The 26114-nt window shown below is 36.1% G+C and carries 23 protein-coding genes and 2 tRNA genes; 13 read left to right on the top strand and 12 right to left on the bottom strand.

Annotated elements, in window-relative coordinates:
- Nucleotides 1–3: 3 nt before the first annotated feature.
- The 5 genes from E4T88_RS03755 to E4T88_RS03735 all read right to left on the bottom strand — a co-directional run bounded on the left by E4T88_RS03755 (nt 4) and on the right by E4T88_RS03735 (nt 4425).
- A complete protein-coding gene (locus tag E4T88_RS03755) occupies nt 4–1482 on the bottom strand; it encodes a radical SAM/SPASM domain-containing protein (RefSeq protein WP_135104123.1) in 1479 nt (492 codons plus the stop codon).
- A gap of 397 nt (nt 1483–1879) precedes the next feature.
- Nucleotides 1880–2407 carry an ORF6N domain-containing protein gene (locus E4T88_RS03750; RefSeq protein ID WP_167755420.1) on the bottom strand — a complete coding sequence of 176 codons (528 nt, stop codon included), beginning with the start codon at nt 2405–2407 and terminating at the stop codon, nt 1880–1882.
- Nucleotide 2408: 1 nt separating this feature from the next.
- Nucleotides 2409–2828 (bottom strand): virulence RhuM family protein, encoded by a 420-nt coding sequence (locus tag E4T88_RS03745; protein WP_135104121.1) that lies wholly within the window; start codon nt 2826–2828, stop codon nt 2409–2411.
- Nucleotides 2829–2838: 10 nt separating this feature from the next.
- Nucleotides 2839–4071, bottom strand: a complete 1233-nt coding sequence (locus E4T88_RS03740; protein ID WP_135104120.1) for a site-specific integrase — start codon at nt 4069–4071, stop codon at nt 2839–2841.
- A 269-nt stretch (nt 4072–4340) separates the two neighbouring features.
- Nucleotides 4341–4425, bottom strand: a tRNA-Ser gene (locus E4T88_RS03735).
- 575 nt (nt 4426–5000) lie between these two features.
- On the opposite strand from E4T88_RS03735, the gene E4T88_RS03730 reads away from it, so the two are divergent.
- Complete coding sequence (locus tag E4T88_RS03730; protein ID WP_135104119.1) at nt 5001–6116, top strand: AAA family ATPase; 1116 nt, start codon at nt 5001–5003, stop codon at nt 6114–6116.
- Between the two features lie 177 nt (nt 6117–6293).
- Here E4T88_RS03730 and E4T88_RS03725 read toward each other — a convergent pair whose 3' ends face one another.
- From E4T88_RS03725 to E4T88_RS03700, 6 genes are all read right to left on the bottom strand, one after another.
- The gene (locus tag E4T88_RS03725; RefSeq protein WP_135104118.1) at nt 6294–7340 is read right to left on the bottom strand and encodes a carbohydrate porin; all 1047 of its coding nucleotides are present in this window, start codon (nt 7338–7340) and stop codon (nt 6294–6296) included.
- A gap of 146 nt (nt 7341–7486) precedes the next feature.
- On the bottom strand, nt 7487–8245 hold the full coding sequence (locus tag E4T88_RS03720; protein ID WP_006842764.1) for an NYN domain-containing protein: 759 nt from the start codon (nt 8243–8245) through the stop codon (nt 7487–7489).
- 135 nt (nt 8246–8380) lie between these two features.
- Entirely contained in the window at nt 8381–9178 is a 798-nt protein-coding gene (locus tag E4T88_RS03715; RefSeq protein ID WP_135104117.1) for an inositol monophosphatase family protein, read from the bottom strand.
- 115 nt (nt 9179–9293) lie between these two features.
- Nucleotides 9294–9467, bottom strand: a complete 174-nt coding sequence (locus E4T88_RS03710) for a BF3379 family histone-like protein (RefSeq protein ID WP_006842762.1) — start codon at nt 9465–9467, stop codon at nt 9294–9296.
- A 106-nt stretch (nt 9468–9573) separates the two neighbouring features.
- Entirely contained in the window at nt 9574–11700 is a 2127-nt protein-coding gene (locus E4T88_RS03705) for a Tex family protein (RefSeq protein ID WP_135104116.1), read from the bottom strand.
- A 323-nt stretch (nt 11701–12023) separates the two neighbouring features.
- Nucleotides 12024–13313, bottom strand: coding sequence for an MFS transporter (locus tag E4T88_RS03700; protein WP_135104115.1), 1290 nt, complete (start codon nt 13311–13313; stop codon nt 12024–12026).
- A gap of 611 nt (nt 13314–13924) precedes the next feature.
- Between E4T88_RS03700 and E4T88_RS03695 the strand changes: the two genes are divergently transcribed.
- From E4T88_RS03695 to E4T88_RS03640, 12 genes are all read left to right on the top strand, one after another.
- Entirely contained in the window at nt 13925–15115 is a 1191-nt protein-coding gene (locus E4T88_RS03695) for an L-serine ammonia-lyase (protein ID WP_135104114.1), read from the top strand.
- A gap of 118 nt (nt 15116–15233) precedes the next feature.
- A complete protein-coding gene (locus E4T88_RS03690) occupies nt 15234–17261 on the top strand; it encodes a transketolase family protein (RefSeq protein ID WP_135104113.1) in 2028 nt (675 codons plus the stop codon).
- 18 nt (nt 17262–17279) lie between these two features.
- Nucleotides 17280–17735 (top strand): ribose 5-phosphate isomerase B, encoded by a 456-nt coding sequence (rpiB, locus tag E4T88_RS03685; RefSeq protein ID WP_135104112.1) that lies wholly within the window; start codon nt 17280–17282, stop codon nt 17733–17735.
- Nucleotides 17736–17934: 199 nt separating this feature from the next.
- Entirely contained in the window at nt 17935–18798 is an 864-nt protein-coding gene (rfbA, locus tag E4T88_RS03680; protein WP_135104111.1) for a glucose-1-phosphate thymidylyltransferase RfbA, read from the top strand.
- A gap of 54 nt (nt 18799–18852) precedes the next feature.
- Complete coding sequence (gene rfbC, locus E4T88_RS03675; RefSeq protein ID WP_135104110.1) at nt 18853–19401, top strand: dTDP-4-dehydrorhamnose 3,5-epimerase; 549 nt, start codon at nt 18853–18855, stop codon at nt 19399–19401.
- Nucleotides 19402–19407: 6 nt separating this feature from the next.
- On the top strand, nt 19408–20199 hold the full coding sequence (locus tag E4T88_RS03670) for a glycoside hydrolase family 25 protein (RefSeq protein WP_135104109.1): 792 nt from the start codon (nt 19408–19410) through the stop codon (nt 20197–20199).
- A gap of 18 nt (nt 20200–20217) precedes the next feature.
- Nucleotides 20218–21231, top strand: coding sequence for a S41 family peptidase (locus E4T88_RS03665; protein WP_135104108.1), 1014 nt, complete (start codon nt 20218–20220; stop codon nt 21229–21231).
- 175 nt (nt 21232–21406) lie between these two features.
- Nucleotides 21407–23689, top strand: coding sequence for an NADP-dependent malic enzyme (locus E4T88_RS03660; RefSeq protein WP_135104107.1), 2283 nt, complete (start codon nt 21407–21409; stop codon nt 23687–23689).
- 63 nt (nt 23690–23752) lie between these two features.
- A complete protein-coding gene (locus E4T88_RS03655; RefSeq protein WP_135104106.1) occupies nt 23753–24226 on the top strand; it encodes a GNAT family N-acetyltransferase in 474 nt (157 codons plus the stop codon).
- Nucleotides 24227–24315: 89 nt separating this feature from the next.
- Nucleotides 24316–24723 carry a GFA family protein gene (locus tag E4T88_RS03650; RefSeq protein ID WP_135104105.1) on the top strand — a complete coding sequence of 136 codons (408 nt, stop codon included), beginning with the start codon at nt 24316–24318 and terminating at the stop codon, nt 24721–24723.
- 120 nt (nt 24724–24843) lie between these two features.
- Nucleotides 24844–25101 carry a hypothetical protein gene (locus E4T88_RS03645; RefSeq protein ID WP_135104104.1) on the top strand — a complete coding sequence of 86 codons (258 nt, stop codon included), beginning with the start codon at nt 24844–24846 and terminating at the stop codon, nt 25099–25101.
- 155 nt (nt 25102–25256) lie between these two features.
- Nucleotides 25257–25619, top strand: coding sequence for a 6-fold beta flower protein (locus E4T88_RS03640; RefSeq protein ID WP_135104103.1), 363 nt, complete (start codon nt 25257–25259; stop codon nt 25617–25619).
- 391 nt (nt 25620–26010) lie between these two features.
- Here the strand turns inward: E4T88_RS03640 and E4T88_RS03635 are convergent.
- Nucleotides 26011–26084 (bottom strand) — tRNA-Ala (locus E4T88_RS03635).
- Nucleotides 26085–26114 lie beyond the last annotated feature (30 nt).

The raw sequence follows: 26114 nt of genomic DNA, 5'->3' as shown, positions 1-26114 counted from the left end.
TTATTAATTTGATCGTTCTAACTTTTCCAGATCAAGTACTATTTGTTTATTGAGTTTTGCAATATTACAAAAATGCTGACTGACTATTAATGGATCTCCGTAAGAGTTTTCATTTGAATTCCTGACCATACACATGGTGCAATATTCCCTATCTATACATTGAATACATTTAGGGAAATCTTTGTTCCGCAAACCTCTTAAATATTGTACTTTTTCGGAATTCTCCCAAATATCTTTGAGGAGAGTATTTTTTACATTACCAACAATATAATCCTGCCAGCCTGCACATGGGTATACATCTCCATTTTCTGTTATACATATAGAGAAACGGCAAACACTACAAACAAAATCATTCGATGTCGCATCTTTTTTCTCTTTGGCAGCCATTTGCATCTGTTCTAAATATTTTGTATCAGTTGCGACTTTATCGTATATGATTCCTCTGATTTCATTAATCGGTAAGCGACAATTCAAATTTTGCGTTGTATGATCATATTCTGCAATAAGGTTATAATCAGTTCCGACATGAACTTTTTGTTTATTAGCCCATTCTATAACATCATTATAAGTACTCTTATTTTGTTTCATTATTGGACAGCTTATTTGCAAAGGGATATCGTTCTCAATCAGTTTTAAAATTGCATTTTTCGTTTTCTCAAAACTTCCTTTCATTTGAGTTATCTCATCGTGGATAGCTGGAGTCATTGAGTATAATGAGACTTGAACACCTAAAAGAGGATTCGCCTTCATTTCTTCAATTATTCTATCATTTAGTAATGTTAAATTACTAAGTACATTTACAGAAAAATTATATTCTCTGCATTTTTTTAAAAAGTCACAGAACTCCTTGTGCAACATTGGTTCTCCACCACTTAAGGTCAAATGCAGTAATTTTAGATCTTTACATTGTTCTAAAATAGCATAGAACAAGTTTGGAGAAATACTACTTATTTTATTTTCGTGAGGTATATAGCAGTGTAGACATCTTTCGTTACATTTACTGGTAAGTTCTATGTGTAAATTTGTAAGCTGTGGCTTGCCATTAAAGTATTCTTCAAAGAAATCTTGTGTATCTTTTTCTGAATACTTACTTATTGAAAGAGAATCCTCATTTATAGTTTCATCATCTAACATCTTGTATGAAAATTGTGTATCTTTTTCTTCACATTCCTCAAATGTTTTGCCAGACACAACAAATCCATCTTGTTCAAGCATGCAATAAAATTCAGAAGCATCACTTTTTATTGTTTGTATATCAACATCAGGGAATTGCTTATTTATTTTATTTGAAAGTTCATTAATGTTTTGAGGTTTTCTATCTAATACCGAGAAAAATACATTTCCACTTTCTGATAGAATTTTGTCGCCGATGTAATTTTCATTACTATTAATTAGTTTATATCCAAAATTTCGATTATCGGTAATATATCCAAAAGACTCATAACTTCTGAATATGATATTAGATTTTTGCTTGAAAAACATAAGAATACTTCTTTAGTAAAATCAGGAAATGCATTTAATTATAAAACAGCATCTCCTGATTAATTTGTTCATTAACGTCCTCCAGGTCCTGGTTTATTACAAGGCCTTCCACTTGGCTTACTATTAGGACGGCATTCTGCCATCTGATTAGTACTTTTTGCCAATACTTTAGGTTTCGTATAGGTCATAAGTTACCTCCTTTTTAATAGTTAATATTTTAGTTGTTAATCACACTTAAAAATATAAAACAACTATCATTCTACAAAGCATTTATCAGTTTTATTTTAACATTTTCATGTAAATATTTTCAATAGATAGAGATGTTTTGATTAATATTGGGATACCTTTCCTACATATTATTGTTATTTACTGCGGAAGACTGCAGGATGAGGAGCTATCACCCCTCTTCTTCATTTTGTATATATCCTACACGCTTTCGAGATTTACTGTTCTGCTCTCTTGTACTGGCTAATTCAGTCAAAGCCTGATATATCTGATTAAACTGTATATTAGTTTCGATCATAAATGTTTCTAGCTTTTGATTTAGTTCTGCATAGTCTAAAGTATACTGTCGTAAAGCGACAAAAGCTCTCATGATTGAGATATTGATTTCAATGGCTATCTTACTTCGGAGAACGGATGAAAGCATAGACACTCCCTGTTCTGTGAATGCAAATATTTTAGATATACCCACATTATAGCCTGAGGGTATCACAGATTGTGATACCCCTATATTTATCAATTCTAAAGCTTCTTCGTTTGTCAATTCAAACATAAAGTCGTTTGGGAAACGCTCGATATTTCTTCTTACAGCTTGTTTTAATGCTCTGGTTTCTACCTGATACAACTCTGCTAAATGAAAATCAATCATCACCCGTAATCCACGAACTTCAAAAATCTTATTTTGTATTATCTGTAATTCCATATTAATTCGAAGTATTAAGTGAATATTTTTTCATATTAGAATTAAATAGTATAATCATTTCTGATTTAGCTTCTACTTTTCCGTATTCACAGAAAGCATTCAATACCCATTCCCGAAAAGCTTTGGTATATAAGGATTGAACACGAAAACTCAAGAAGATAACAACCTCTAAATTATAATAAGTACGAATATATTCTTCTGTCTCATTCCGAGTATATCTGTATTCTACTGTCACATCCTGTTCTTTCAATAACCTTTCTTTAAACATAGCTTTGAGGTGCTTATTGATTGTGGGAGTATATGTACCAAACAAATCAGCAATTTCATTTACTGTCATCCAAATCGTACTATTTACTATTTTTACTTCAATAATGGGACTATCAGTCTCTACATCTATAAACTTTATATATCCTGTTTCCATAATTTAGATTTTATTGATTTACTGCAAATTTATCACTCAGACCTTTTACTTTTGAAGCAAAATCATCCATGTCGTTACTTATCTTAGAATCAGTGATACGGGCATATATTTGAGTTGTTCGAATATTAGTATGCCCAAGCATCTTACTTACACTCTCAATCGATACTCCCTTAGAAAGAGTCAGAGTCGCAAATGTGTGCCGGGCTAGGTGGAAGCTCAATTCCTTATCAATTCCACATAAAGAACCGATTTCTTTCAAATACGCATTTACCTTTTGATTGCTAGGAACCGGAAGTACACGATCATCTGATAATGCTCCTTCATATTTATCCAGTATTTGTTGAGGAATATCAAGCAAAGGAATGGTAAAAGACACCCCTGTTTTCTCTCTTTTACCTATTAACCAGAGTTTGTCATCGAATGATATACGAATATTTTCTTTTCTCAGATTTTTCACATCGATGTAAGCCAATCCGCAAAAACAGGAGAAAATAAAAATGTCCCGAATCTGATCCAGGCGCTTTATCGTTATCTTCTTGTTAATGATAGATTCTATTTCGTTCTGTGTTAAATAACCTCGATCGACTTTCTTAATCCTGATCTTATAATTTATAAAAGGGTCACTCTTTAACCAGCCATTATTCCTGGCTATAATAACAATCCGTTTGAAAAACTGCATAAATTTGGCTGTTGTATTCGGATTACAACCTGCTTTGGTCAAGAGGTAAACCTCAAAATCAGTTATAAAAATAAAGTCGATTTCTTTTAAGGCAACATCCGAACGATTGTATTTTTCTTTGATGAAAGAAGTCAGATGTTTTCTGGTAACTTCATACTTTTGATAAGTAGCCTTACTTTTATTTATGCTGATCAGTTTCTCAACATCTTCATTATGCTTCCTAAAAAGATCAAGCAGCATCTGCTGTTGAATTTCAACACCAAAAAAGATATTTTTAATACGTTCAGGGGTGACAGAAACTTCTCTTTCGAGTAGTTCTCTGTAAATCTTAGTCATCGTAGCTTTGATACTATCAAGCACTGTGTTTTTATTAATGACTTCCTGTGTTTTTCCGACAAGCTTACCTGCCGTTACATTCCATAATTTAGGATCAACATCAACCTTTGTTCCAAACTGGATCGATTTTCCATTAATGGTAATTCGTCCCATAACCGGCATCTTGCCGTTTGCTTTTAATCCATTCTTTTTTCCATAAAAAAGGATACTGAATGTCGTCTTTTTCATAACTCAAAATTTAACTTCAAAAATACATTCAACAATCAAATAATGAGATAAATACAGACTTCCAAAAATGGACTATAAACTGCCTAAATCAGACAAATCGTAACCTATTTTGATTTTCTGACAATAGGTTACGAATAGGTTACGCAGCTATGTCAAAAAATGGCTTTTTTATGGCTTCTATATGAAATGGGAATAAATAAAAAAGTCCCACAAATCACTGATTTGTAGGACTTTTCTTATTTTTGGCTTGTTTTGTCTTAGCCTTTCCGCGGAGAGAGAGGGATTCGAACCCCCGGAACCTCGCAGTTCAACGGTTTTCAAGACCGCCGCAATCGACCACTCTGCCATCTCTCCAATATTTTTGCTTATCGATATTTCCTCTAAAGCGATGCAAATGTATGTCTTTTTTTTGTTTCCACAAACAATTCCACCAACTTTTATACACGTTTTTCACAACAAGCTCTGTATCAATATTTATTGAATGGAAATTTTAAAGAGTTTATTCGAGATGCTGTTCTATTATTATAACTTTAGCTCAATTTTGTTTAGTTAAAAAATCTTTATACCTTTGTAAGAATCAATTTATTCATTTTTCAGAAAATAAAGTCATGTAATTGTTCAGTATAGAATAGATACTGGAATTCTTTCCTTTTATTATCCCTTCTTGAGTCTTACCTCACGGGCTATATATTATACATTTTATTAACTAAAGCAATTGCATTATATTTTCACAAAGATATGATTCTGTATATCTTTTCATTTTATAGAACTATATGTAATGGCAACCTAAATCATATATATATATATATTGAACAGAAATCTAAAAAACAAATGCCCGTTGGGCTCACAATAAAAAATGAGGAATGTCAGCTTGAGATGAAGCCCGTTAATAGGGGAATGACTCTTCCGGCTGAATAAAACTAGAAATTATGGAAAAAATTTGGAAATTAACACAAAATAAAAGTTGGAATAGCCTTGAAAAAAAATTTGATTGGGTAGAGGATATGAAAGAAGTTCCGCAACATAAGATACATCATAAAGAAGGTAACGTAGCAACTCATACACAGATGGTCTTAGATGAATTGACGAAATCGGAAGAATACAAATCTCTATCGGAACAAGATCAAGAAATACTTTGGGTAAGTGCCCTATTACATGATGTAGAAAAACGTTCAACATCTCTTGACGAAGGTTTCGGCAAGGTATCAGCAAATGGACATGCTCGGAGAGGAGAATATACAGCACGTACAGTCTTATTTCGAGATGTCCCCACACCGTTTCATATCCGTGAAAGAATTGCATCCTTTGTGCGTTACCATGGTCTGCCTCTTTGGCTATTAGAAAAGGTAGAACCTGCAAAAAAGATCCATGAAGTGTCTTTAAGGATAAGCACTTCGCAATTAAAAACACTAGCCGAGGCTGATGCCAAAGGTAGAATATGTAATAACTTACCACAATTACTTGAATCTCTTGAGCTTTTTGAACTGTTTTGTAAAGAGCAGGAATGTTGGGGAAAAGCATTAGAGTTTGAAAATCCGAATGCACGATTTCAATATTTCGACTCGATAGACGGATATATCGGCTATATTCCGTTTGATAACTTCAAAAGTGAAGTTACGATACTTTCAGGTCTACCAGGGATGGGAAAAGATCACTATATACAATCTTTAAATACAGATATTCCAGTTATAAGCCTCGATGCTATTCGCAAAAAGTATAAATTAAGTCCAACAGATAGATCTGCTACCGGAAAAGTAGTTCAAGAAGCAAAAGAACAAGCTCGTGTATATCTTCGAAAAGGACAAAATTTCATCTGGAATGCAACTAATATTACACGGCTAATGCGTCAACAATTAGTAGATCTTTTTACTTTATATGATGCAAAAGTCAAAATAGTATATTTAGAAAAGCCTTACGCCCAATGGCGTGCTCAAAATCTAAATAGAGAGGATGTTTTACCTGAAAAAGTATTGGATAAAATGCTACAAAAGTTAGAAATTCCACAATTGGTAGAAGCTCATGAGGTAGAATATATTGTAGAATAGTAAATTCGATGATTAAAATACTTTAAAGATTAGATAGAGAAAAATAAAATATAGGAATAGAATATCTATACCTATATTTTATTCTGATTATCTCGAAAATAAGAGATAATAAAATTTATACTTTTCACAAGCTAAGACCGATGATATATTCGACAGTATCAAAAAAAAGTAATAACCTTAGTTTCCAAAAGTAAAGCTTCCACGGAGAAGTCCAACCAAATCATCTTTACCCTGTCTATGTATATAGTGCAGTGCGGGTTGAATCGAAATATGTGAAGTGATTATATATTTATATGACATTTCCAAAGCCGTTTCTGCTCCCTGTGAGGTATTTGCTCTGAAAGCATTTAATCCTACAGTATCCCGTCCTTTTCTTCCGAATAAATTATTCATAACGACTCCCACCCCATAGTATAAATAACATTCATTGCTTTTCCTTGGGGCATATCCTAACTGAGCAACAATTCCTAGTTCTTGTTTATCTGTTTGCAATATAGATTGTTCGGCCAACATATACAATGAATATCTTAAAGACTCTTCGGGGAGTTTATCCAAAACCACCCCTGCTGCATAAAACCCATCTAAAGGCATATATGCAAATTGAGTGATATTGACGAACCCATATTTCTGTGGATTAAATTTAAAGTTAAAAATCAATGCTTTATTTACATTATCTAAATTATTATAATATGAATTTTTGACATTAATAACTCCTTTCGTATATTCTGTATGCAATCCGATAGCTCCAAGTGGATAGTTTGGTACACTATAGTTGATAGAGATGGTGGGAAAGATTCCTGCCGAACTATTTGTAAAGAAAGAAGAATACGGGCTATTAAAATAATCTAAGTTCATATTTCGTATCCCTGCAAACAAACTAAAGTCTCCGAAGGTCTGCTGATAACCAAATTTTGAGCAAACAAGCCAAAAGTTATCTTCTTCTATATTGGAAAATGTCAAGAAATCATTTGCTATATTGTGAGAGAATGTTCTTCCTACCGACCAAAATGCAATATCAAATGATCCGTTTTTCCACCATTTATCTGTTCTAAGGGAAGCCTCCATGCTCAATAAATTAACATACTTCACATCTTTTTCGCGGGCATCTGTTATATTGTATTGTAGTTCTCCTACATTGTTTACTTCATACTTTAGTCTTTGATCTTGTCCCTTAATTGAGATAAAACAATACAAAGACATACATATAATAAAAATTCTCTTCATTGTGCAGCTTTTAAATATTCTCATATTCAGGGTGCGAAGATATATTCTTCAGACTAAACAACAGCCCAATAAACATATAAAAAATTAATATTATTCTTAATAGAGACGAATAGTATTAATAATAAACAAAGAGCGAGAATATAAAATCACTCCTTTATTTTAACAAATACCAAACGCGAATGTCCCTTTTCGCTCTTGCGCTCATCCATTTCAAAATGCTTACTCTGAGCTTTAACCAAGGCAGCAAGCTTTGAAAAGCCGTAATTGCGTGAATCAAAATCAGGACGCTTCTTTATAACGAGATTACCCATATCACCCAAATAAGCCCACCCATCATCATCGGCAAGGTCTCTAATGGTACTCTTTAATAGATTTATCAACTTTTTATTTACAGGTTCAACAGTCTTTTCCTGTTGTTTCTTAACTGTAGACGCAGGAGACTCCGTTTCGTTATTATCATCTGAATCTCGTATAATCTCTATATAAATAAACTTATCACAAGCTACAATAAATGGACTAGGCGTTTTCTTTTCTCCAATACCTATTACTTGCATACCGGACTCTCTCAGCCTCACGGCTAAACGCGTAAAATCACTATCGCTGGATACCAGACAGAAACCATCAACCCGACCGCCATGCAAAATATCCATAGCATCGATAATCATTGCCGAATCGGTAGCATTCTTACCTGTTGTATAACTATATTGCTGTATTGGAGTTATTGCATGCTCCAACAAAGGTTGCTTCCACCCCGAAACGCTAGGCTTTGTCCAGTCCCCATAAATTCTTTTGATAGTTGGCACACCTATTTTAGCAATTTCATCAAGCATGCCCTTTATATTCGAGTAAGGCACATTATCGGCATCGATAAGCACAGCCAAGTTTAAATCTCTCTTTTCTATCATATATTTTAATTTAGCTTTGGAGGTATAGCGTATCTGTATATTGATAGTTCAAATTTATAAAACTTATCTTACTAACGAGCCCAATTTTAGTATAATATTCTTAACAAGCTGTTTTCATTAAAACAAATGAAACAATCACAAAGAATCCTTAAATGGAGCTAGTAGTTCCAACATATCATTATGGAGCAATCGATTGGATGCCAATACATCATGTCCTTTCCTGAATAAAGAACTACCGGTAAAATTAGTAACAGCCCCTCCTGCTTGAAGCACAATTAATGCCCCTGCCATAAAATCCCACGGTTTAATATATGCTTCAGCCCACGCATCGAACCTTCCTGAGGCAACGTAACACATCGACATAGCAGCTGAACCATTTATCCGCACACTCGAAACCTTCCCATACAATGAATCCATCAAATGATTAACTACCGGTTTGTAATCCCTTGAATTATAAGGAAGGTCTAAGCCGATAAAAGCTTGACTCATATTGTCCGTATCAGAAACGCGTATTTGGGTCTCATTAAGGAAAGAGTTACTACCTTTCCAAGCATAGAAGCATTCATCTCTACAGACTTCGTAAACCACACCTAACAATATTTCGGTATCACTAGTCAGAGCTATGCTCACGCAGTAAGGGGCGTTGTCTTGTATATAATTGGTAGTACCGTCCAAAGGATCGATAACCCAATAATAATCTTTCTTCTCAAACGCAACAGTATCTTCTTCCGTAATAAACCCCGCTTGAGGCAGAAGCTGTGACAATCTGGCAACTAATAGCTTTTCTGTTTCCTTGTCAACATACGAAACATAATCATGAGCATTCTTCTCCTCTACCCTATCCTTACGAAAGGTTTTCCTTTCTTGTGCTAAAAAGTGTCCTCCTCCTTTAGCTATTTTACAGACTTCTGATGTAAGAAATTCTAAATTCATAATCTAACCCTTAATTATAGGAGCAATAATATAATTAACATCTAAAGCTAATAAATTAAAAAGGCCATCTCAAATCTAATATGAGACAGCCTCCGTGCAATATTGCATTATGCTTTTATTTAGCTGCTTCAATTGACTGTTTACGAAACTCTTTTAGAGCTTTTTCTATGTCAAGTGAAATTTTTCTAGCACGTTGGCCAGCTGCTTTATTACCGTTTTCGATTTGTGAAGCTGCGTCTTTAGAGAATGCGGCAAAATCTTGATTTAATTTTTCTACTAAATTTTTCATTTGTTTTTCTATTTAAAAAGTTCAGACAAAGATAATCTGATTTTAATAACAATTATAACGAACCAGAGTTTAAAAATAGGCTTAAAAACATAATTTTCTTGTTATTTTATGCCGTTTTCATTGATAGTTGCACTCTTTTTCGAGATGTGTCAACAGACAATACCCTGACTTCCACATGTTGATGTAACGAAACAACCTCTGTCGGATCGGAAACAAAGCGGTCAGCCAGTTCTGAGACATGAACCAAACCATTTTCTTTTATACCCACATCCACAAAGCACCCGAAGTTTGTAATATTAGTCACAATACCCGGTAATGTCATCCCCTCTCTGAGATCCTCTATCGTTTTTATATTCGGATCAAACTCAAAAACCTTAATACCCTTACGAGGATCACGTCCGGGCTTATCCAGTTCGTCTATTATATCATTTAAAGTCGGTAAACCAACTTTATCCGATACATATTTTTCAAGCTTAAGAGACTTTTTCAAGTCCTTATTATCGATCAAATCTTTTACCGTACACTTAAGATCCTTAGCCATATTCTCTACTACATGGTAGCTTTCAGGATGCACGGCAGAATTATCTAAAGGGTTTTCTGCTCCCGCTATTCTCAAAAATCCGGCACACTGCTCAAAAGCCTTTTCACCCATACGAGGCACTTTCATCAGTTCTTTACGAGAGCGGAACGCTCCATTAGAAGCACGATAGTCTACAATATTTTGAGCCAAAGCAGGCCCCAAACCGGAAACATAAGTCAAAAGATGCTTACTAGCAGTATTAACGTTTACTCCAACAAGGTTTACACAACTTTCTACGGTAAGATCCAATGATTTTTTCAACTTAGTTTGATCCACATCATGTTGATATTGACCTACTCCAATCGACTTCGGGTCTATTTTTACAAGTTCGGCCAATGGGTCCATCAATCGGCGACCAATCGACACTGCCCCTCTTACCGTAACATCATAGTCTGGAAATTCTTCTCTCGCAACCTTTGACGCAGAATAAATAGATGCTCCGTTCTCACTGACTACAAATACCTGAACTTCTTTCTCATAGCGAAGATTTGTAATAAAGTGCTCTGTCTCACGGCTTGCTGTTCCGTTTCCTATGGCAATAGCATCTATATTATAAGTCGTTACTAATTTCACCACCTTACTCCCTGCTTTAGACATTTCTTTCTGAGGAGGATGTGGATATATAGTTTCATTGTGAAGCAAATTTCCCTCGGCATCAAGACACACTAGTTTGCAGCCTGTACGATACCCGGGATCGATACCCAATACTCTCTTTTCTCCTAGTGGAGCAGCAAGCAGTAATTGGCGCAGATTTTCGGTAAATACATGTATCGAGTCTTCATCTGCTTTCTCTTTCGACAAGGCACCAAATTCTGTTTCGATGGAAGGCTTCAAGAGGCGTTTATAACCATCTTCGATTGCGTCAGCAACATAGTTCGTTGCTTCGTTATCGTTATCTCCTTTCAGAAAACGTTTGTCTAACCTTTCTAAGGCGGCATCCTCGTCGGGTGCAATATTTACCCTGAGAAAACCTTCCGATTCACCTCTGCGTATAGCCAATATTCTATGAGAAGGAACTTTATTCAGTTTTTCTGAAAAATCGAAATAATCTCGATATTTATCCCCTTCTTCTTCTTTTCCTTTTACAACTTTTGATGTTAAAACCGCCTCACGCTGAAAAAGGTTGCGAATAGAATTACGGGCATATTCATCCTCATTTATCTGTTCGGCAATTATATCACATGCTCCAGCAATAGCTTCTTTTACATCCTTGACATCCCCTTTAACAAAAGCCTGAGCCTTAGATTGCACGTCAATCCTTTGCTGAAGCATAATAATATTAGCTAAAGGTTCCAAACCCTTCTTCCTTGCTATTTCAGCTCGTGTTTGGCGTTTTGGCTTATATGGCAAATAAATATCTTCAAGCTCCGATGAGTTCCAACAATTCTCTATGCGATTTTTCAGTTCAGGTGTTAACTTTTCCTGCTCTTCTATCGACTTTAGGATTGTTTCCCTACGTTTTACGAGCTCATTTAGTTTATCATTCTGCTCTTTTATTGCAGTTATCTGAACTTCGTCAAGACCTCCGGTTACCTCCTTACGATAACGACTGATGAAAGGAATTGTAGCACCCGATTCGAGTAAATCTACAGTTTTCGATACCTGAGACTCCTTAATATTTAAGGTCGAAGCAATTATACTTTTAATTGACATAGTTTTCTTTATTTCAATATGCTTTATTCTTCTGCTTTTTGTTAAAAAGTAACAAAAGTAACACCTTTCTACTCATTTTTATTTGTCACCTTTCTATTATACGATCTCAATTTTAACAATACAAATATAAAATATAAAGCGATTAAATAAAAAATGAATCATAAGTTTAGCTGAATAAAAATAATACGTTGAATACAGCTCCTTATGAATTGGTATAAGAAGCAATCCGTATTATTATAAGATAATTATTTATAAGAATAAAAACATAAAAGCCTGCTAAAAGATTCAGCAGGCTTTTATAATATATTTTATATCCAGTATTATTATTCTACAGGAATATTTGTGTTTACATTTTTGCTACCGATAGCAGCATAATATAATAGATAAGCCAATCCAACAAATACTACCCAGTAACTTGCCATATAACCAACGCTATCAGCTAGGAAGTTTTGAAGAAGTGGTAAGATACCTCCACCACAAACTAATGTCATAAATATACCCGATGCTGTTGTTACATATTTACCTAGTCCTTCTACTGCAAGATTAAAGATACCACCCCACATTACAGAAGTACAAAGTCCACACAATACCAAGAACATTGCATTGATAGGCACTTCCATCATACCGAATGAAAGACTACCGTTAATGCTTTGGAATACCGGCATTGACACTTTCGTCGTTATAGGAAGGAAAATCGCTAATAAGACTAATACAAGACCTAAACCTGCTGCAACAGTAAGCATTGATTTACTTGACACCTTACCACCAATAGAAGCTCCGAAGAAACGTCCGATTAGCATCAAGAACCAATATGTACCCGTTACAAAACCTGCTGATGTTGCATCCAACCCTGCAATCGATTTATCCGCAAGGAATAAGTTCAATGTTCCTGGAATACCAACTTCAACACCAACATATACAAAGATACCTATCGCACCTAATACAAAGTGACGGAAAGATAATGCACTATATTTGTCTTTTACGTTGTCAATTGCTTTCTTCACTTCCATATGAGGTTCCGGAATCTGAACCAATGCCAAAATAATAAAAGCGAAAGCAAAAACACCCATAGCAATATACATAACAGGGTATACATCTTTAATGTTAGCCTTTGTCACGTCAGCAACGAAAACACCCACTAAAACAGGAACCAATGTACCACACAATGAGTTGAAAGTACCTCCTGTTTGTATCAATGCACCACCTTTGTTACCACCTCCACCAAGAGTGTTCAACATAGGGTTTACTACTGTATTTAACATACACATAGAAAAACCTGCAACAAATGCACCAATCAGGTATATAGCAAAGCTACCGGCTCCTCCTGATAAGTATTGAATACCAATACCAACGAAACCAACAACGATAGCGATAAGTGCTGTTTTCTTGTATCCGATTTTCTTCAACAAGATACCAGCAGGAATACCCATAAATGCATACGCTATAAAGTTAGCAAGCACACCTAGCATACCTTCGGCGTTACTAGCTCCAAATTGGTTTTTCAAAACAACACCCATCGGCGCTGCTAGATTTGTTACGAATGAGACCATCCCGAAAAGCAGGATCATCACAATGATGGGTAACAAGTAATTTTTTTTCTCCGTACTACTCATGATTAAGTTTTTACATTTAGTTAGATTGTTTTATTTTTATAGTTTTAGTCAAATTTCATTCTTCTTTAGGTCGATCTTCTGCACTTAACTCTGAGAATTCAAAGAGTAATTAAACTAAACAAAACTCAATTACCCTTTGATTCTCATTTGGATATGGTTAGTATCCAAAAACTCATGGTCGTTTAGGTTAAGTGAAGATTGTTATTGTATAAAATCGATGTAAAAATACTTATCTCTTTTCAGCTGTCATCCATAAAAAAACGTGTTGTACAACATGTATTTTTAGATCAAAATATCATTTCTTTTTATATCATATTGCTGACAAGTTCCTGTTTATTTATGTCTTTTTGTATCCAACTCCAAAACGCCTTAAGAATGACTAACAGATTATCAAATCATTAACTTTAACCCAACCGCAAATCATAACAAAAAAATATACAAATGACATAAAAACTTACTCTTTGAGAATTCTTATAAAAACAGGAATAATAGTAAAATATCTTAATTCCTGCTTTTATAGGATTAACAATATTTAATATTGCTATTTTTGTGCTCTAACTAAGAACTGAACAGTAGAAAAGAAGAATTGTTATAGCTTATAAATAAATATTATGGAATCGATTCGCAATTTGTATAAAATCGGACATGGCCCGTCGAGTAGCCATACAATGGCTCCACAAAAAGCAGCTTTGATATTTAAAGAAGAAAATAAGGACGCCACATCGTTCCGAGTTACATTATACGGAAGCCTTGCAGCTACAGGAAAAGGTCATATGACGGATGTAGCTATCACAAACACCTTACTACCCTACCCTACAGAAATTATATGGCAGCCTGAGATTGTTTTGCCATACCATACCAACGGTATGAAATTCGAAGCTATAGCAGCAGGTCAACCCGTAAAAGAATGGATTGTATACAGCATTGGCGGAGGTGACCTATCGGATGGAAATAGCAAAGTAAATAAGGAAAAATTGTACGACAAAAATACAATGAAGCAAATCCTTCAATGGTGCCACGAAACAGGCAAAACATTTTGGGAATATGTAGAAGATACCGAAGGCAAAGAAATATATAATTATCTTCTGGAAGTATGGAGAACAATGGAAGCTGCAATACACAGAGGTATCGACGCAGAAGGATTGCTTCCCGGAGGATTGGGATTGCAACGAAAAGCCTCGATGTATAGCATAAAAGCCAAAGGATATCAAGGCTCAATGAAAAGCAGGGCACTGATATACTCTTATGCACTTGCTGTGTCGGAAGAAAATGCAAGCGGCAATGTAATTGTTACGGCACCTACATGTGGATCAAGCGGAACTCTTCCGTCGGTATTGTATCACCTAAAAATAAACCACGATTTCAGTGATCAAAAAATAGTAAGAGCCCTTGCAACAGCAGCACTTATAGGCAATATAGTGAAGACAAATGCATCGGTATCGGGAGCAGAGGTCGGCTGTCAGGGAGAAGTTGGAGTAGCATGCGCAATGGCAGCGGGTGCGGCTTGTCAACTATTCGGAGGCTCACCTCAGCAAATAGAGTATGCTGCCGAAATGGGATTGGAACACCATTTGGGACTCACTTGCGACCCCGTGTGCGGGTTGGTGCAAGTCCCATGTATTGAACGAAACGCTTTTGCTGCTGCCAGAGCCCTAGATTCTTGTTCGTTCGCAATGTTATCGGATGGAAAACACCTTATTAATTTTGACAAAGTTGTTCGTACGATGCAACAAACCGGACATGACTTACCGAGCCTCTATAAAGAGACATCAATGGGGGGACTAGCAATAAACCTTGATTAGTAAAAAGAATTAAGCAGAGAGGCAATATTTGTCTTTTTTGAATATTATTTTATTTTAATATACATGTATATTTCATTACTTTTGTAAGTGAAATCAATTTACAAATAACCATATCACTATGACATCAATCGATTTACTTAACCGTTCGGCAGACAATATTCGTATACTGTCGGCTTCAATGGTTGAAAAAGCGAAGTCAGGTCACCCGGGGGGAGCAATGGGGGGAGCCGACTTCATCAATGTTTTATTCACTGAGTTTCTCGTTTACGATCCGCAAAACCCGACATGGGAAGGTCGTGACCGTTTTTTCCTCGACCCAGGACACATGTCACCCATGCTTTACAGCACATTGTGCCTGACTGGAAAATTCACACTCGAAGACTTACAACAATTCCGCCAATGGGGAAGCGTTACTCCAGGACACCCTGAGAGAGACATCAACCGCGGAATAGAAAATACATCAGGACCACTGGGGCAGGGACATACTTTTGCCGTAGGAGCCGCAATCGCTGCCAAATTCTTAAAACATCGCTTTGGTGAGCGTATGGATCAGACCATATATGCGTTCATCTCGGATGGAGGTATCCAGGAAGAGATTTCGCAAGGAGCAGGACGTACAGCCGGACATCTGGGACTTGACAACCTGATCATGTTCTATGATTCGAACGGAATACAGTTATCAACCAAAACAAAAGAAGTAACAGAAGAAGATGTTGCCGCTAAATATCAGGCATGGGGATGGAGAGTGATCACCATCAAAGGAAATGATGCCTCCGAAATACGTGCCGCTCTTACAGAAGCTAAAGCTGAAAAAGAAAAGCCGACCCTTATTATCGGTAAAACAATCATGGGTAAAGGTGCCATTAAAGCCGACGGTTCAAGCTTTGAAAATGAGACTGAGACTCACGGACAACCCTTAAGTGCTGCCGGAGCTTCTTTCGAGAAAACAATCGAAAACCTCGGAGGTGACCCAACAAATCCGTTCGTTATTTTCCCGGAGGTAAAAGAGCTATATGCTAAACGCAAGGCTGAACTCGAAGAAATAGTAGCAAAGAAACACGCCGAAAAACAAGCCTGGGCTAAACAAAATCCTGAGTTTGCCGAAAAAATGCAGAAATGGTTCAGCGGCTATACTCCGGCAATCGATTGGGCAGCCATAGAGCAAAAGCCTAATCAGGCGACTCGCGCGGCATCGGCAACCGTACTGGGTGTGTTGGCAAAGCAAGTGGAGAACATGGTTGTTTCATCTGCCGACCTTTCCAACTCGGATAAAACAGACGGTTTCTTGAAACATACCCACAGCATGAAAAAAGGAGACTTCTCAGGAGCATTCCTGCAGGCAGGGGTATCGGAACTGACAATGGCTTGCCTGTGTATCGGCATGACACTGCATGGCGGTATCATTTCGGCTTGTGCAACCTTCTTTGTTTTCTCCGACTACATGAAACCGGCGATACGTCTGGCTGCTCTGATGGAACTGCCGGTTAAGTTTATCTGGACGCACGATGCTTTCCGTGTAGGGGAAGACGGACCGACACATGAACCCGTAGAACAGGAAGCCCAGATTCGTCTGTTGGAAAAATTGCAAAATCACAACGGGCACAATTCCATGCTGGTACTGCGTCCGGCGGATGTTACAGAGGCAACCGTTTCTTGGAAAATGGCCATGGAAAATCAAACAAGCCCTACCGGTCTGATTTTCTCTCGTCAGAACATCAACGACCTGCCGGCAAAAGAAAACCGATATGCAGAAGCTCTTCAAGCAGAGAAAGGAGCATATATAGTGGAGGAAGATGCGAACTATGACATCATCCTGCTGGCTTCCGGATCGGAAGTATCGACACTCGTTGACGGGGCTAAACTGCTGAAAGAAGACGGCATAAAAACACGTATTGTTTCCGTTCCATCCGAGGGAGTATTCCGCACACAAAGTAAAGAATACCAGGAAACCGTATTGCCGCAGGACAAGAAAAAGTTCGGATTGACTGCCGGGCTACCCGTGACATTACTTGGGCTCGTTGGCGACAATGGTAAAATTTGGGGTATGAACTCTTTCGGGTTTTCCGCTCCTTACAAAGTACTCGACGAAAAACTAGGCTTTACTCCTGATAATGTATATAAACAGGTCAAAGAATATCTGAAGTAATATAAAAAACAAAAAACAATGACAATTACGATACAAGGAGATAAACCGATAGGATTGGCTAGCGATCATGCAGGATATTCTATAAAGCAATATATTATCAGCCTCTTTGATGAACAAGGAGTTAAATATATTGACTATGGAACTTATTCTACAGAAAGTACCGATTATTCTGACTATGGTCATAAATTGGGAACAGCTATCGACAATGGCGAATGTGATTTTGGTGTTGCTGTTTGTGGTACAGGCAATGGCATTAATATGACATTGAACAAGCATAAGAAAGTACGTAGCGCGCTTTGCTGGAATGTAGAAATAACTCAATTAGCAAGAGCACACAATAATGCAAATGTACTTGCATTACCGGGAAGAATGATTTCTCCTGAGGAAGCTTCTCAAATGGTAGAAGCCTTCTTCAATACTCCTTTCGAAGGAGGAAGACATCAGAGACGCATCGACAAAATCCCTTGCATCTAATCTGGTTATTGTAAATAAAATAAATGGAGGCATTTCGTTAAAGTGCCTCTATTTTTTATATATTCTCAACTTCTATTTTGAGTAAATAGTCAACATCGGCAAAAAGAGCATGCAACAATAAACTATTCTCGATATATACTCGAATCATACGCTAGATTTACTATTTTTGTGTATTGCTATTTATATAAACATAAACACTATGAAAGGAATTATTCTTGCCGGAGGAAGTGCTACACGACTTTTCCCACTCTCTAAAGCAATATCGAAACAGATAATGCCTGTGTACGACAAGCCAATGATCTATTATCCGCTATCAACGCTTATGCTGGCAGGTATTCGGGAAATATTGGTTATATCTACACCTCGTGATCTCCCTATGTTCAGAGAGCTACTCGGTACAGGGGAAGAACTCGGCATGAAATTCGAATATGCGATACAAGAGGTTCCGAACGGGCTTGCACAGGCTTTTGTTCTTGGAGAGAAATTCTTAGATGGTGAGCCGGGTTGCCTTATCCTCGGCGATAATATGTTTCATGGGCAAAACTTTTCACAGATGCTAAAGAAAGCGGCCTCTATCGAAACCGGCGCCTGTATATTCGGATACTACGTAAAAGATCCTCGTGCATACGGTGTTGTAGAGTTTAATGAGTCAAAAAAAGTGTTATCTCTGGAAGAAAAACCCGAAAAGCCAAAATCAAACTATGCTGTACCGGGATTATATTTTTATGATAAAACGGTAACAGAGAAAGCCAAAGCTTTAAAACCATCGGCAAGAGGTGAGTATGAAATTACAGACCTAAATAAATGCTACTTGGAAGAAGGAACGTTAGAAGTACAATTGTTTGGTCGTGGTTTTGCATGGCTTGATACAGGAAATTGTGATAGCTTACTAGAGGCCGGAAACTACGTAGAAACAATACAGAATAGACAAGGATTCTATGTTTCTTGTATCGAAGAAATTGCATGGCGCAACAAGTGGATTGATGATGATCAGCTGGCTGCCCTTGGGCAGAAACTAGATAAAACAGCTTACGGACAATATATCTTAAGTTTGGTCAAGTAAAAATCGCATAAAAATAGAAACACATTATATCAACAACAAATCGTATACTGAAAAATGAAATTTACGGAACAATCCATCAAGGGAGTCTGGGTAATAGAGCCTAAAGTATTTAATGATGAAAGAGGATACTTTATGGAGTCATATAAGAAAAATCTTTTCGATGAGCACATCGGTAAGATTGATTTTATTCAAGATAATGAATCTAAGTCTACTCGTGGAGTACTAAGAGGATTACATTATCAAATAGGAGAATATTCTCAGGCTAAATTAGTAAGGGCACTTAAAGGATCTGTTCTGGATGTTGTAGTTGATTTAAGGAAAAGCTCTCCTACTTTTGGACAATATCTGGCAGTAGAGCTAACAGATGAAAATAAAAAGCAACTCTTTATGCCAAGAGGTATTGCTCATGGTTTTTTGGTGCTTAGTCAAGAAGCTATTTTTTCTTACAAAGTAGATAACGTATATGCTCCTGCACATGAAGCATCTCTACTGTGGAGTGATCCATCGGTCGCTATCAACTGGGGAATAGATGAAAAAGAACTAATCTTATCACCCAAAGATAAAGCCGGAAAATTGTTATCCGAAGCTATTTTATTTGACTAAGAGTAAATGGCAAAAACAGTACGAAAAAGAACAATACGAAAAAGGGTAAACAGGAGAAAATCTAAAAAAAGTAATTTAAAGAAATATATCCTGTCGATGAGTGTAGCTGTATGCCTAGGTATTGCAGCTTTCTTCGTTATTAAAGGATTTTTTGAAGAACCCGAATCTTTCGATTCTAGTAAATATTTTGTGAAGGGTATAGATGTTTCACATCATAATCCAATTCTTAATTGGGATAATGTAATGGAACAAGATATAACATTCGCTTATCTTAAATCGACAGAAGGGACGACACATGAAGACCGGAATTACCCTTTCAATTATGATCTGGCTCGAAAGTCTAATATAAAGGTAGGCTCATATCATTTCTATACGTTTGCCTTATCGGGAGAAGAACAGGCAAAACATTTTCTTAAAACAGCAAAATTTAATAGCGGAGACCTGATTCCTGCTATAGACGTGGAACATTCTCCGGCAAACCCGTATAGCAAAGACAAAGAATTTGTAGGTACTGTTGTCAAAGAGCTTAAAATAATGGAAAATAAGCTCTATGAACATTTTGGAGTTCATCCTATAATTTATACCAACAGAGATTGTTATAAACTATATATAAAAGGTAACTTTCCGAAGAATATTATATGGATGTGTGATCTACACAACGAGCCATCAGACGATGTTAATAACTGGAAAATATGGCAATTTTCGCATAAAGGAGAATTACCGGGAGTAGACGGGCATGTTGATTTGAATTACTATCGATATACATTCAACGAGTTTAAAGAATTATTACTACCTTGAACACTCAAAATTAAGCTGATGAAGTATCTATATATTGCCATATTCGCCTGTTTCTTTTTTACATCTTGTTTTAAGGAAGATAAGTTCGAGAGCTCAAAGAAGGGAAACTTTGAAGCTCTTTGGCAAATTATGGATGAGCATTATTGCTTTTTTAATTATAAGGACGTAGATTGGAAGGAAGTCTATAATCGTTATTCGCAACGTATAAGTGAAAATATGGATAACGATGCATTATTTGCTGTCTTAGGCGAAATGCTTGCGGAGGTACAGGATGGACACGTAAATCTAGTTGCCTCGCACAATGTAGCTCGTTATTGGAAATGGTTTGAAGATTATCCTGACAACTTTGACTCTAAGATACAAAAAAACTATCTCGGAACAGATTATGGTATTGCGGGAGGGCTTAAATACAAGCTGTTGGATAATAATATAGGATATATATATTATGGCAGCTTTTCGAGTGGCATCGGCGAAGGAAATATCAATCAAGTGCTCGACCGGTTTGCTCTATGTGATGGTATCATTCTCGATGTGAGAGATAATGGAGGAGGCCTGATGTCCAATAGCGATAGACTGGCATCCCATTTCTTTAACGAAAAAACATTGGTTGGTTATATGAGACATAAAACGGGAAAAGGGCACGATGACTTTTCCAAACCCTATGAAATATGTGTAGAACCGACAAATGGAGTTAAGTACCAAAAGAAAGTGGTTATACTTACAAATCGTAGTTGCTACAGTGCAGCGAATGATTTTGTTAATGCTATGCGATATGCTCCCAATGCAACTATAGTTGGCGACAAAACCGGCGGAGGAAGTGGACTTCCATTTTCTTCAGAATTACCGAACGGTTGGTCTATACGTTTTTCTGCATCTCCTATCATGGATGCAGAAATGAATCAACTGGAATTTGGAATCGATCCGGACATTAAAATAGACATGACAGAAGCAGATATGGACAAGAGTATAGACACAATAATAGAAAAAGCTAAAGAAATAATTAAAAGCTCTAGCGAAAACCTATCTTTTTGAAATTAAAAAACCTAAATACAAACCAATTACAAAACATATAACGCCACACAGGTGTTATACAACATATAATAAAGATCAAAATGATTTATTAAAATATAAATATTTTGAAATTCATTTTGTATAACTTTGTATAAAGCAGAGATTTCATCTACAAACCTGTAAAACATTAATAATCATGCCTAAAGTTACAAAAGAAGCCGCTTTGAAATATCACAAAAGTGGGAGACCCGGAAAAATAGAGGTTGTACCTACTAAGCCGCATAGTACTCAAATGGATCTGTCTCTGGCATATTCTCCGGGTGTGGCAGAACCATGTCTCGAAATAGAAAAAGAACCTCAATTAGCGTATGAATATACGACCAAAGGGAATCTTGTTGCTGTTATTTCGAATGGGACAGCAGTACTTGGGTTAGGCGATATTGGTGCACTTGCAGGCAAACCTGTAATGGAGGGCAAAGGGCTCTTATTTAAAATATTCGCAGGTATTGATGTTTTTGATATTGAGGTGGATGAAAAAGATCCTGAAAAATTCATCCAAACAGTCAAGGCAATTTCTCCTACTTTCGGGGGTATTAACCTTGAGGATATAAAAGCGCCCGAATGTTTCGAAATAGAAAGAAGATTAAGAGAAGAGCTTGATATTCCGGTAATGCATGACGACCAACATGGCACAGCAATCATTTCTGCAGCAGCTTTGATAAATGCATTAGATATAACGAATAAAGATATATCCAAAATAAAACTTGTAGTAAATGGAGCCGGAGCTTCTGCTATCGCATGTACAAACCTGTATATGAGATTTGGTGTGAAAAAAGAAAACATCATTATGTGCGATAGCAAAGGTGTAATCACTACCAAACGCCCTAATTTAACAGATACTAAAAAAGAATTTGCGATCGATAGCGATATTACAACGCTAGAACAGGCTATCGAAGGAGCAGACGTTTTCTTAGGATTATCTACTGCTGATATTCTTACAAAGGAAATGATACGGAAAATGAATAATAATCCGATAGTATTTGCTTTAGCGAATCCGAATCCTGAAATTTCGTACGAAGAAGCAATGGAATCACGTGATGACATTATTTTTGCTACCGGCCGTTCCGATTATCCCAATCAGGTAAATAATGTTTTGGGATTTCCATACATTTTCAGAGGTGCATTAGATGTAAGAGCTACTACGATAAACGAGGAAATGAAACTCGCTGCATCTAGAGCGATTGCCGACCTTGCAAAAGAACTGGTTCCGGATGTTATTAATTCAGCCTATGAAATAAAAAAATTGACTTTTGGAAAAGACTATATTATCCCGAAACCGCTAGACCCAAGATTGTTGACATCAGTATCCACCGCCGTAGCCAAAGCCGCAATAGAGAGTGGAGTAGCTCAAAAGACAATCACCGACTGGGTAGAGTACCAAAACAGGATATCTGAGATGATGGGATATAGCAACAAGCTAATCCACCGTCTGACAGCTCTTGCCAAAAGCGAAAGAAAACGTGTTGTATATTGTGAAGGAAACCACGTTAATACTATAAAAGCTGCCATCATTGCGTATAAAGACAATCTGTGTGAACCTATTTTACTCGGTAGCGAAGAGCGAATACAGAATATAGCCAAAGAGAATGGACTTGACCTCAACGGAATAAAAATAATAAATCACAGAAATATCTCAGAGGATGTACGCAGAGCACGCTATGCTCAGCTATTGAGCGAGAAGAAGTCGCGAGAAGGTATCCGCTACCAAGAAGCATTCGAGAAAATGAGTGACCGCAACTATTTCGGAATGATGATGGTAGAGACTGGCGATGCTGATGCAGTTATCACTGGGATATATAGCCACTACCGTGAGTTTGCAAAAACGGCTTTGGAAGTGATCGGATTAAAACCTCAGTATAAACATTTTGCAGCCATGCATATTGTACAAACAAAAAGAGGCCCTTATTTTCTTGCTGACACACTTATTAATCGTTGGCCGGAAGAAGATGTGTTGATCGAAATAGTAAAACTGGCACACGACACTGTACAATATTTCTCTACAGAGCCGGTGATTGCAATGCTTTCGTTTTCGAACTACGGTGCTGATGATAACGGAAGCCCTAAAAGTATAGCAAATGCAGTAAGATATTTTCATGAAAATTATCCGGATTATAATATTGATGGAGAAATGCAGCTGAATTTTGCGATGAATAAAGAGCTAAGAGATAAAGCATTCCCATTCAACACACTTAAAGGCAAGGATGTAAATACATTGATATTCCCCAATTTAAGCTCAGCCAATATATCCAGTAAACTATTGATGGAATTGGGTATTGCAGGTGAAAGCTTAGGGCCAATTCAGATGGGATTGCGCAAAGCTGTCCACTTTACTGATATAGAAAGTTCAGTAAGAGACATAGTCAACTTAACGGCCGTAGCTGTTGTAGATGCAATTGCAAACAGCCTACAAAATAAGTAAGTATGTTGCTTCGGGAAATATTGAAGGGTAAAAAGCTATATTATACTGATCATAAGAAAAAGAATGCAACTGACTTTAACTCCGGTACAAGATCCAGACATCGAGTTATTAAGCGAATGGTTACATAAGGATTATATCCTGCAATGGTACCATGATGCTGATGAATGGATTCATGAAATAGAAGAAAGAGAAGGAAGCTTTAACTTCTTATCTCACTATATTGTTCTTGAGAATAATAGGCCTATTGGATTTTGTCAATTTTATGATTGCTTCGACGCCAAGGAAGATTGGTATTCGGTAGAGTTCCCAAACAAGATATATAGTATTGATTATTTAATTGGAGAAGAAAATTTTCTAAGGAGAGGATATGGCAAAGAAATTGTGAGAATTCTTACAAATAAAATAATCCGGGACAAAAATCCAGAGGCAATAATAGTTCAGCCGGAACAAGAAAATGTAGCATCATGCAAAGCTCTTTTAACGAACGGTTATATTTATGACTTAGATAATAATTATTACATACTAAAATGCTTATAAATATTATTCAATTGAATGTGTAATAACTAAGTTTTATTCTTTAATGAAGATTTCATGGAAATTGTTAGCTTTACACAAAACAAATCAATATGAATAAAAAACATAAAGGAACCTGCTTATGTGGTAAAGTTGCGTTTGAAATAATAGGGACTTTTGAACGTTTCTTCCTCTGCCATTGTGAATATTGTCGTAAAGATACAGGCTCTGCCCATGCTGCAAACTTATTTTCTACGACAGCTAAATTAATATGGTTATCAGGAGAAGACAACATTAAGACCTTTGATTTCGAATCATCAGGACATATTAAAAGTTTCTGCCTCGATTGCGGCTCTGCACTTCCAAATATTCAGATGCATGGAAGTTTGCTTGTTGTTCCCGCAGGCTGCCTTGATACAGATATTTCTATTGTCCCACAAGGTCATATATATTTTTCGCACAAGGCTAATTGGGATAATGATTTACACAAAATTCAAATATTTGAAGAGCTCCCATTATAAGTGATATAAGTCGTTCATAAAATATTAAGTACTTGTTTGGAAATAGAACAAAGAATCTAACTCTTTTTGTGAAGATTGGAGAGATATTGTTAGATTTATGGAATATTTTAAAAGATAGTTATGATAACCAAACAGAAAATTACAATATATTTAAAGTATCAAAATATAGATAACTTTGCTCGTTTTGCTAATGCTAAAGAGAAAAATATATTGGGAGATAAAGATTGGGCTCTTATCGAAAATTTAATACAAGATATCCATTTATTAAAAAACAATATGGTGTCTAGTGAAATGAGAGATAAAATAGAAAACAAAATCAAAGATTATACAGAAGACGAAAATGAACTTATCGAAAAACTAATTAATATAAAATTTTAACTCCCCAAATATTTCTGCATGAGAATTAGCTCTAGTGAGGCATATCTCCACTGTATCTAATTCTTTTGAGAAGATGGGATAAAAATCATTAGCTTTTAAATCTTAGTAGTTTTTAAGAGTTTTATCAATAAGTAATATTTATAAATTTGAAAGCCATGAAAAAAACAATTATTACATTTCTTTTTATCATCGTTTACCTAAGTGGGTATGCACAAGACAGTAAAGTGTATAAAGGGAATTCTACATTTATGAGTGCGATAGTATACACAATCAAGGATGGCAAGGTATACAAAGGAAATTCCACATTTACAAGAGATATAGTATATACAATTAAAGATGGTAAGGTATATAAAGGAGACTCTACTTTTATGACCGATATAGTATACACAATTAAAGATGGTAAGGTATACAAAGGAAATTCCACATTTACAAGAGATATAGTATATACAATTAAAGATGGTAAGGTATACAAAGGAGACTCTACTTTTACAAGTGATATAATTAAGACTATTGAGTAATTATAAAAAATCCCAATATCGTCTAATATTGGGATTTTTATGGGGTATAGCACCAAAGTATCGAGCTCTCTTTATGAGGATTGGACAGAAAGGTCAACTTTATTAAATCAACAGTTTTTTCATGAGAAATATAATATATGACTTTGCTCGTTTTGTAGGAGCCCGAATCAGATTTTACTTCCTTAAACTCATAGGGTTTCCTAAACCATTTAAATATTTAGAAGGTAATTCTAATGACTATGCAAATAAGATTAGCCACGGATGCATTAATACTATTATAGGGATTCCTATTGTATTTGGAATTATTATAGGAATTGCTTACTTATATTTTACATATTTTAATTAAAATAAACTCCCCACACATTTCTGTATGAGGAGTTTAAAATTATTGTGGAGCATATCGGACTCGAACCGATCACCTTTAGACTGCCAGTCTAACGCTCTAGCCAGATGAGCTAATGCCCCCGATGAAAGCTGTGCAAATATATACAATTT

It is taken from the genome of Dysgonomonas mossii (assembly GCF_004569505.1).
GTDB lineage: Bacteria > Bacteroidota > Bacteroidia > Bacteroidales > Dysgonomonadaceae > Dysgonomonas.
This window is presented reverse-complemented; position numbering and strand designations above follow the sequence as displayed.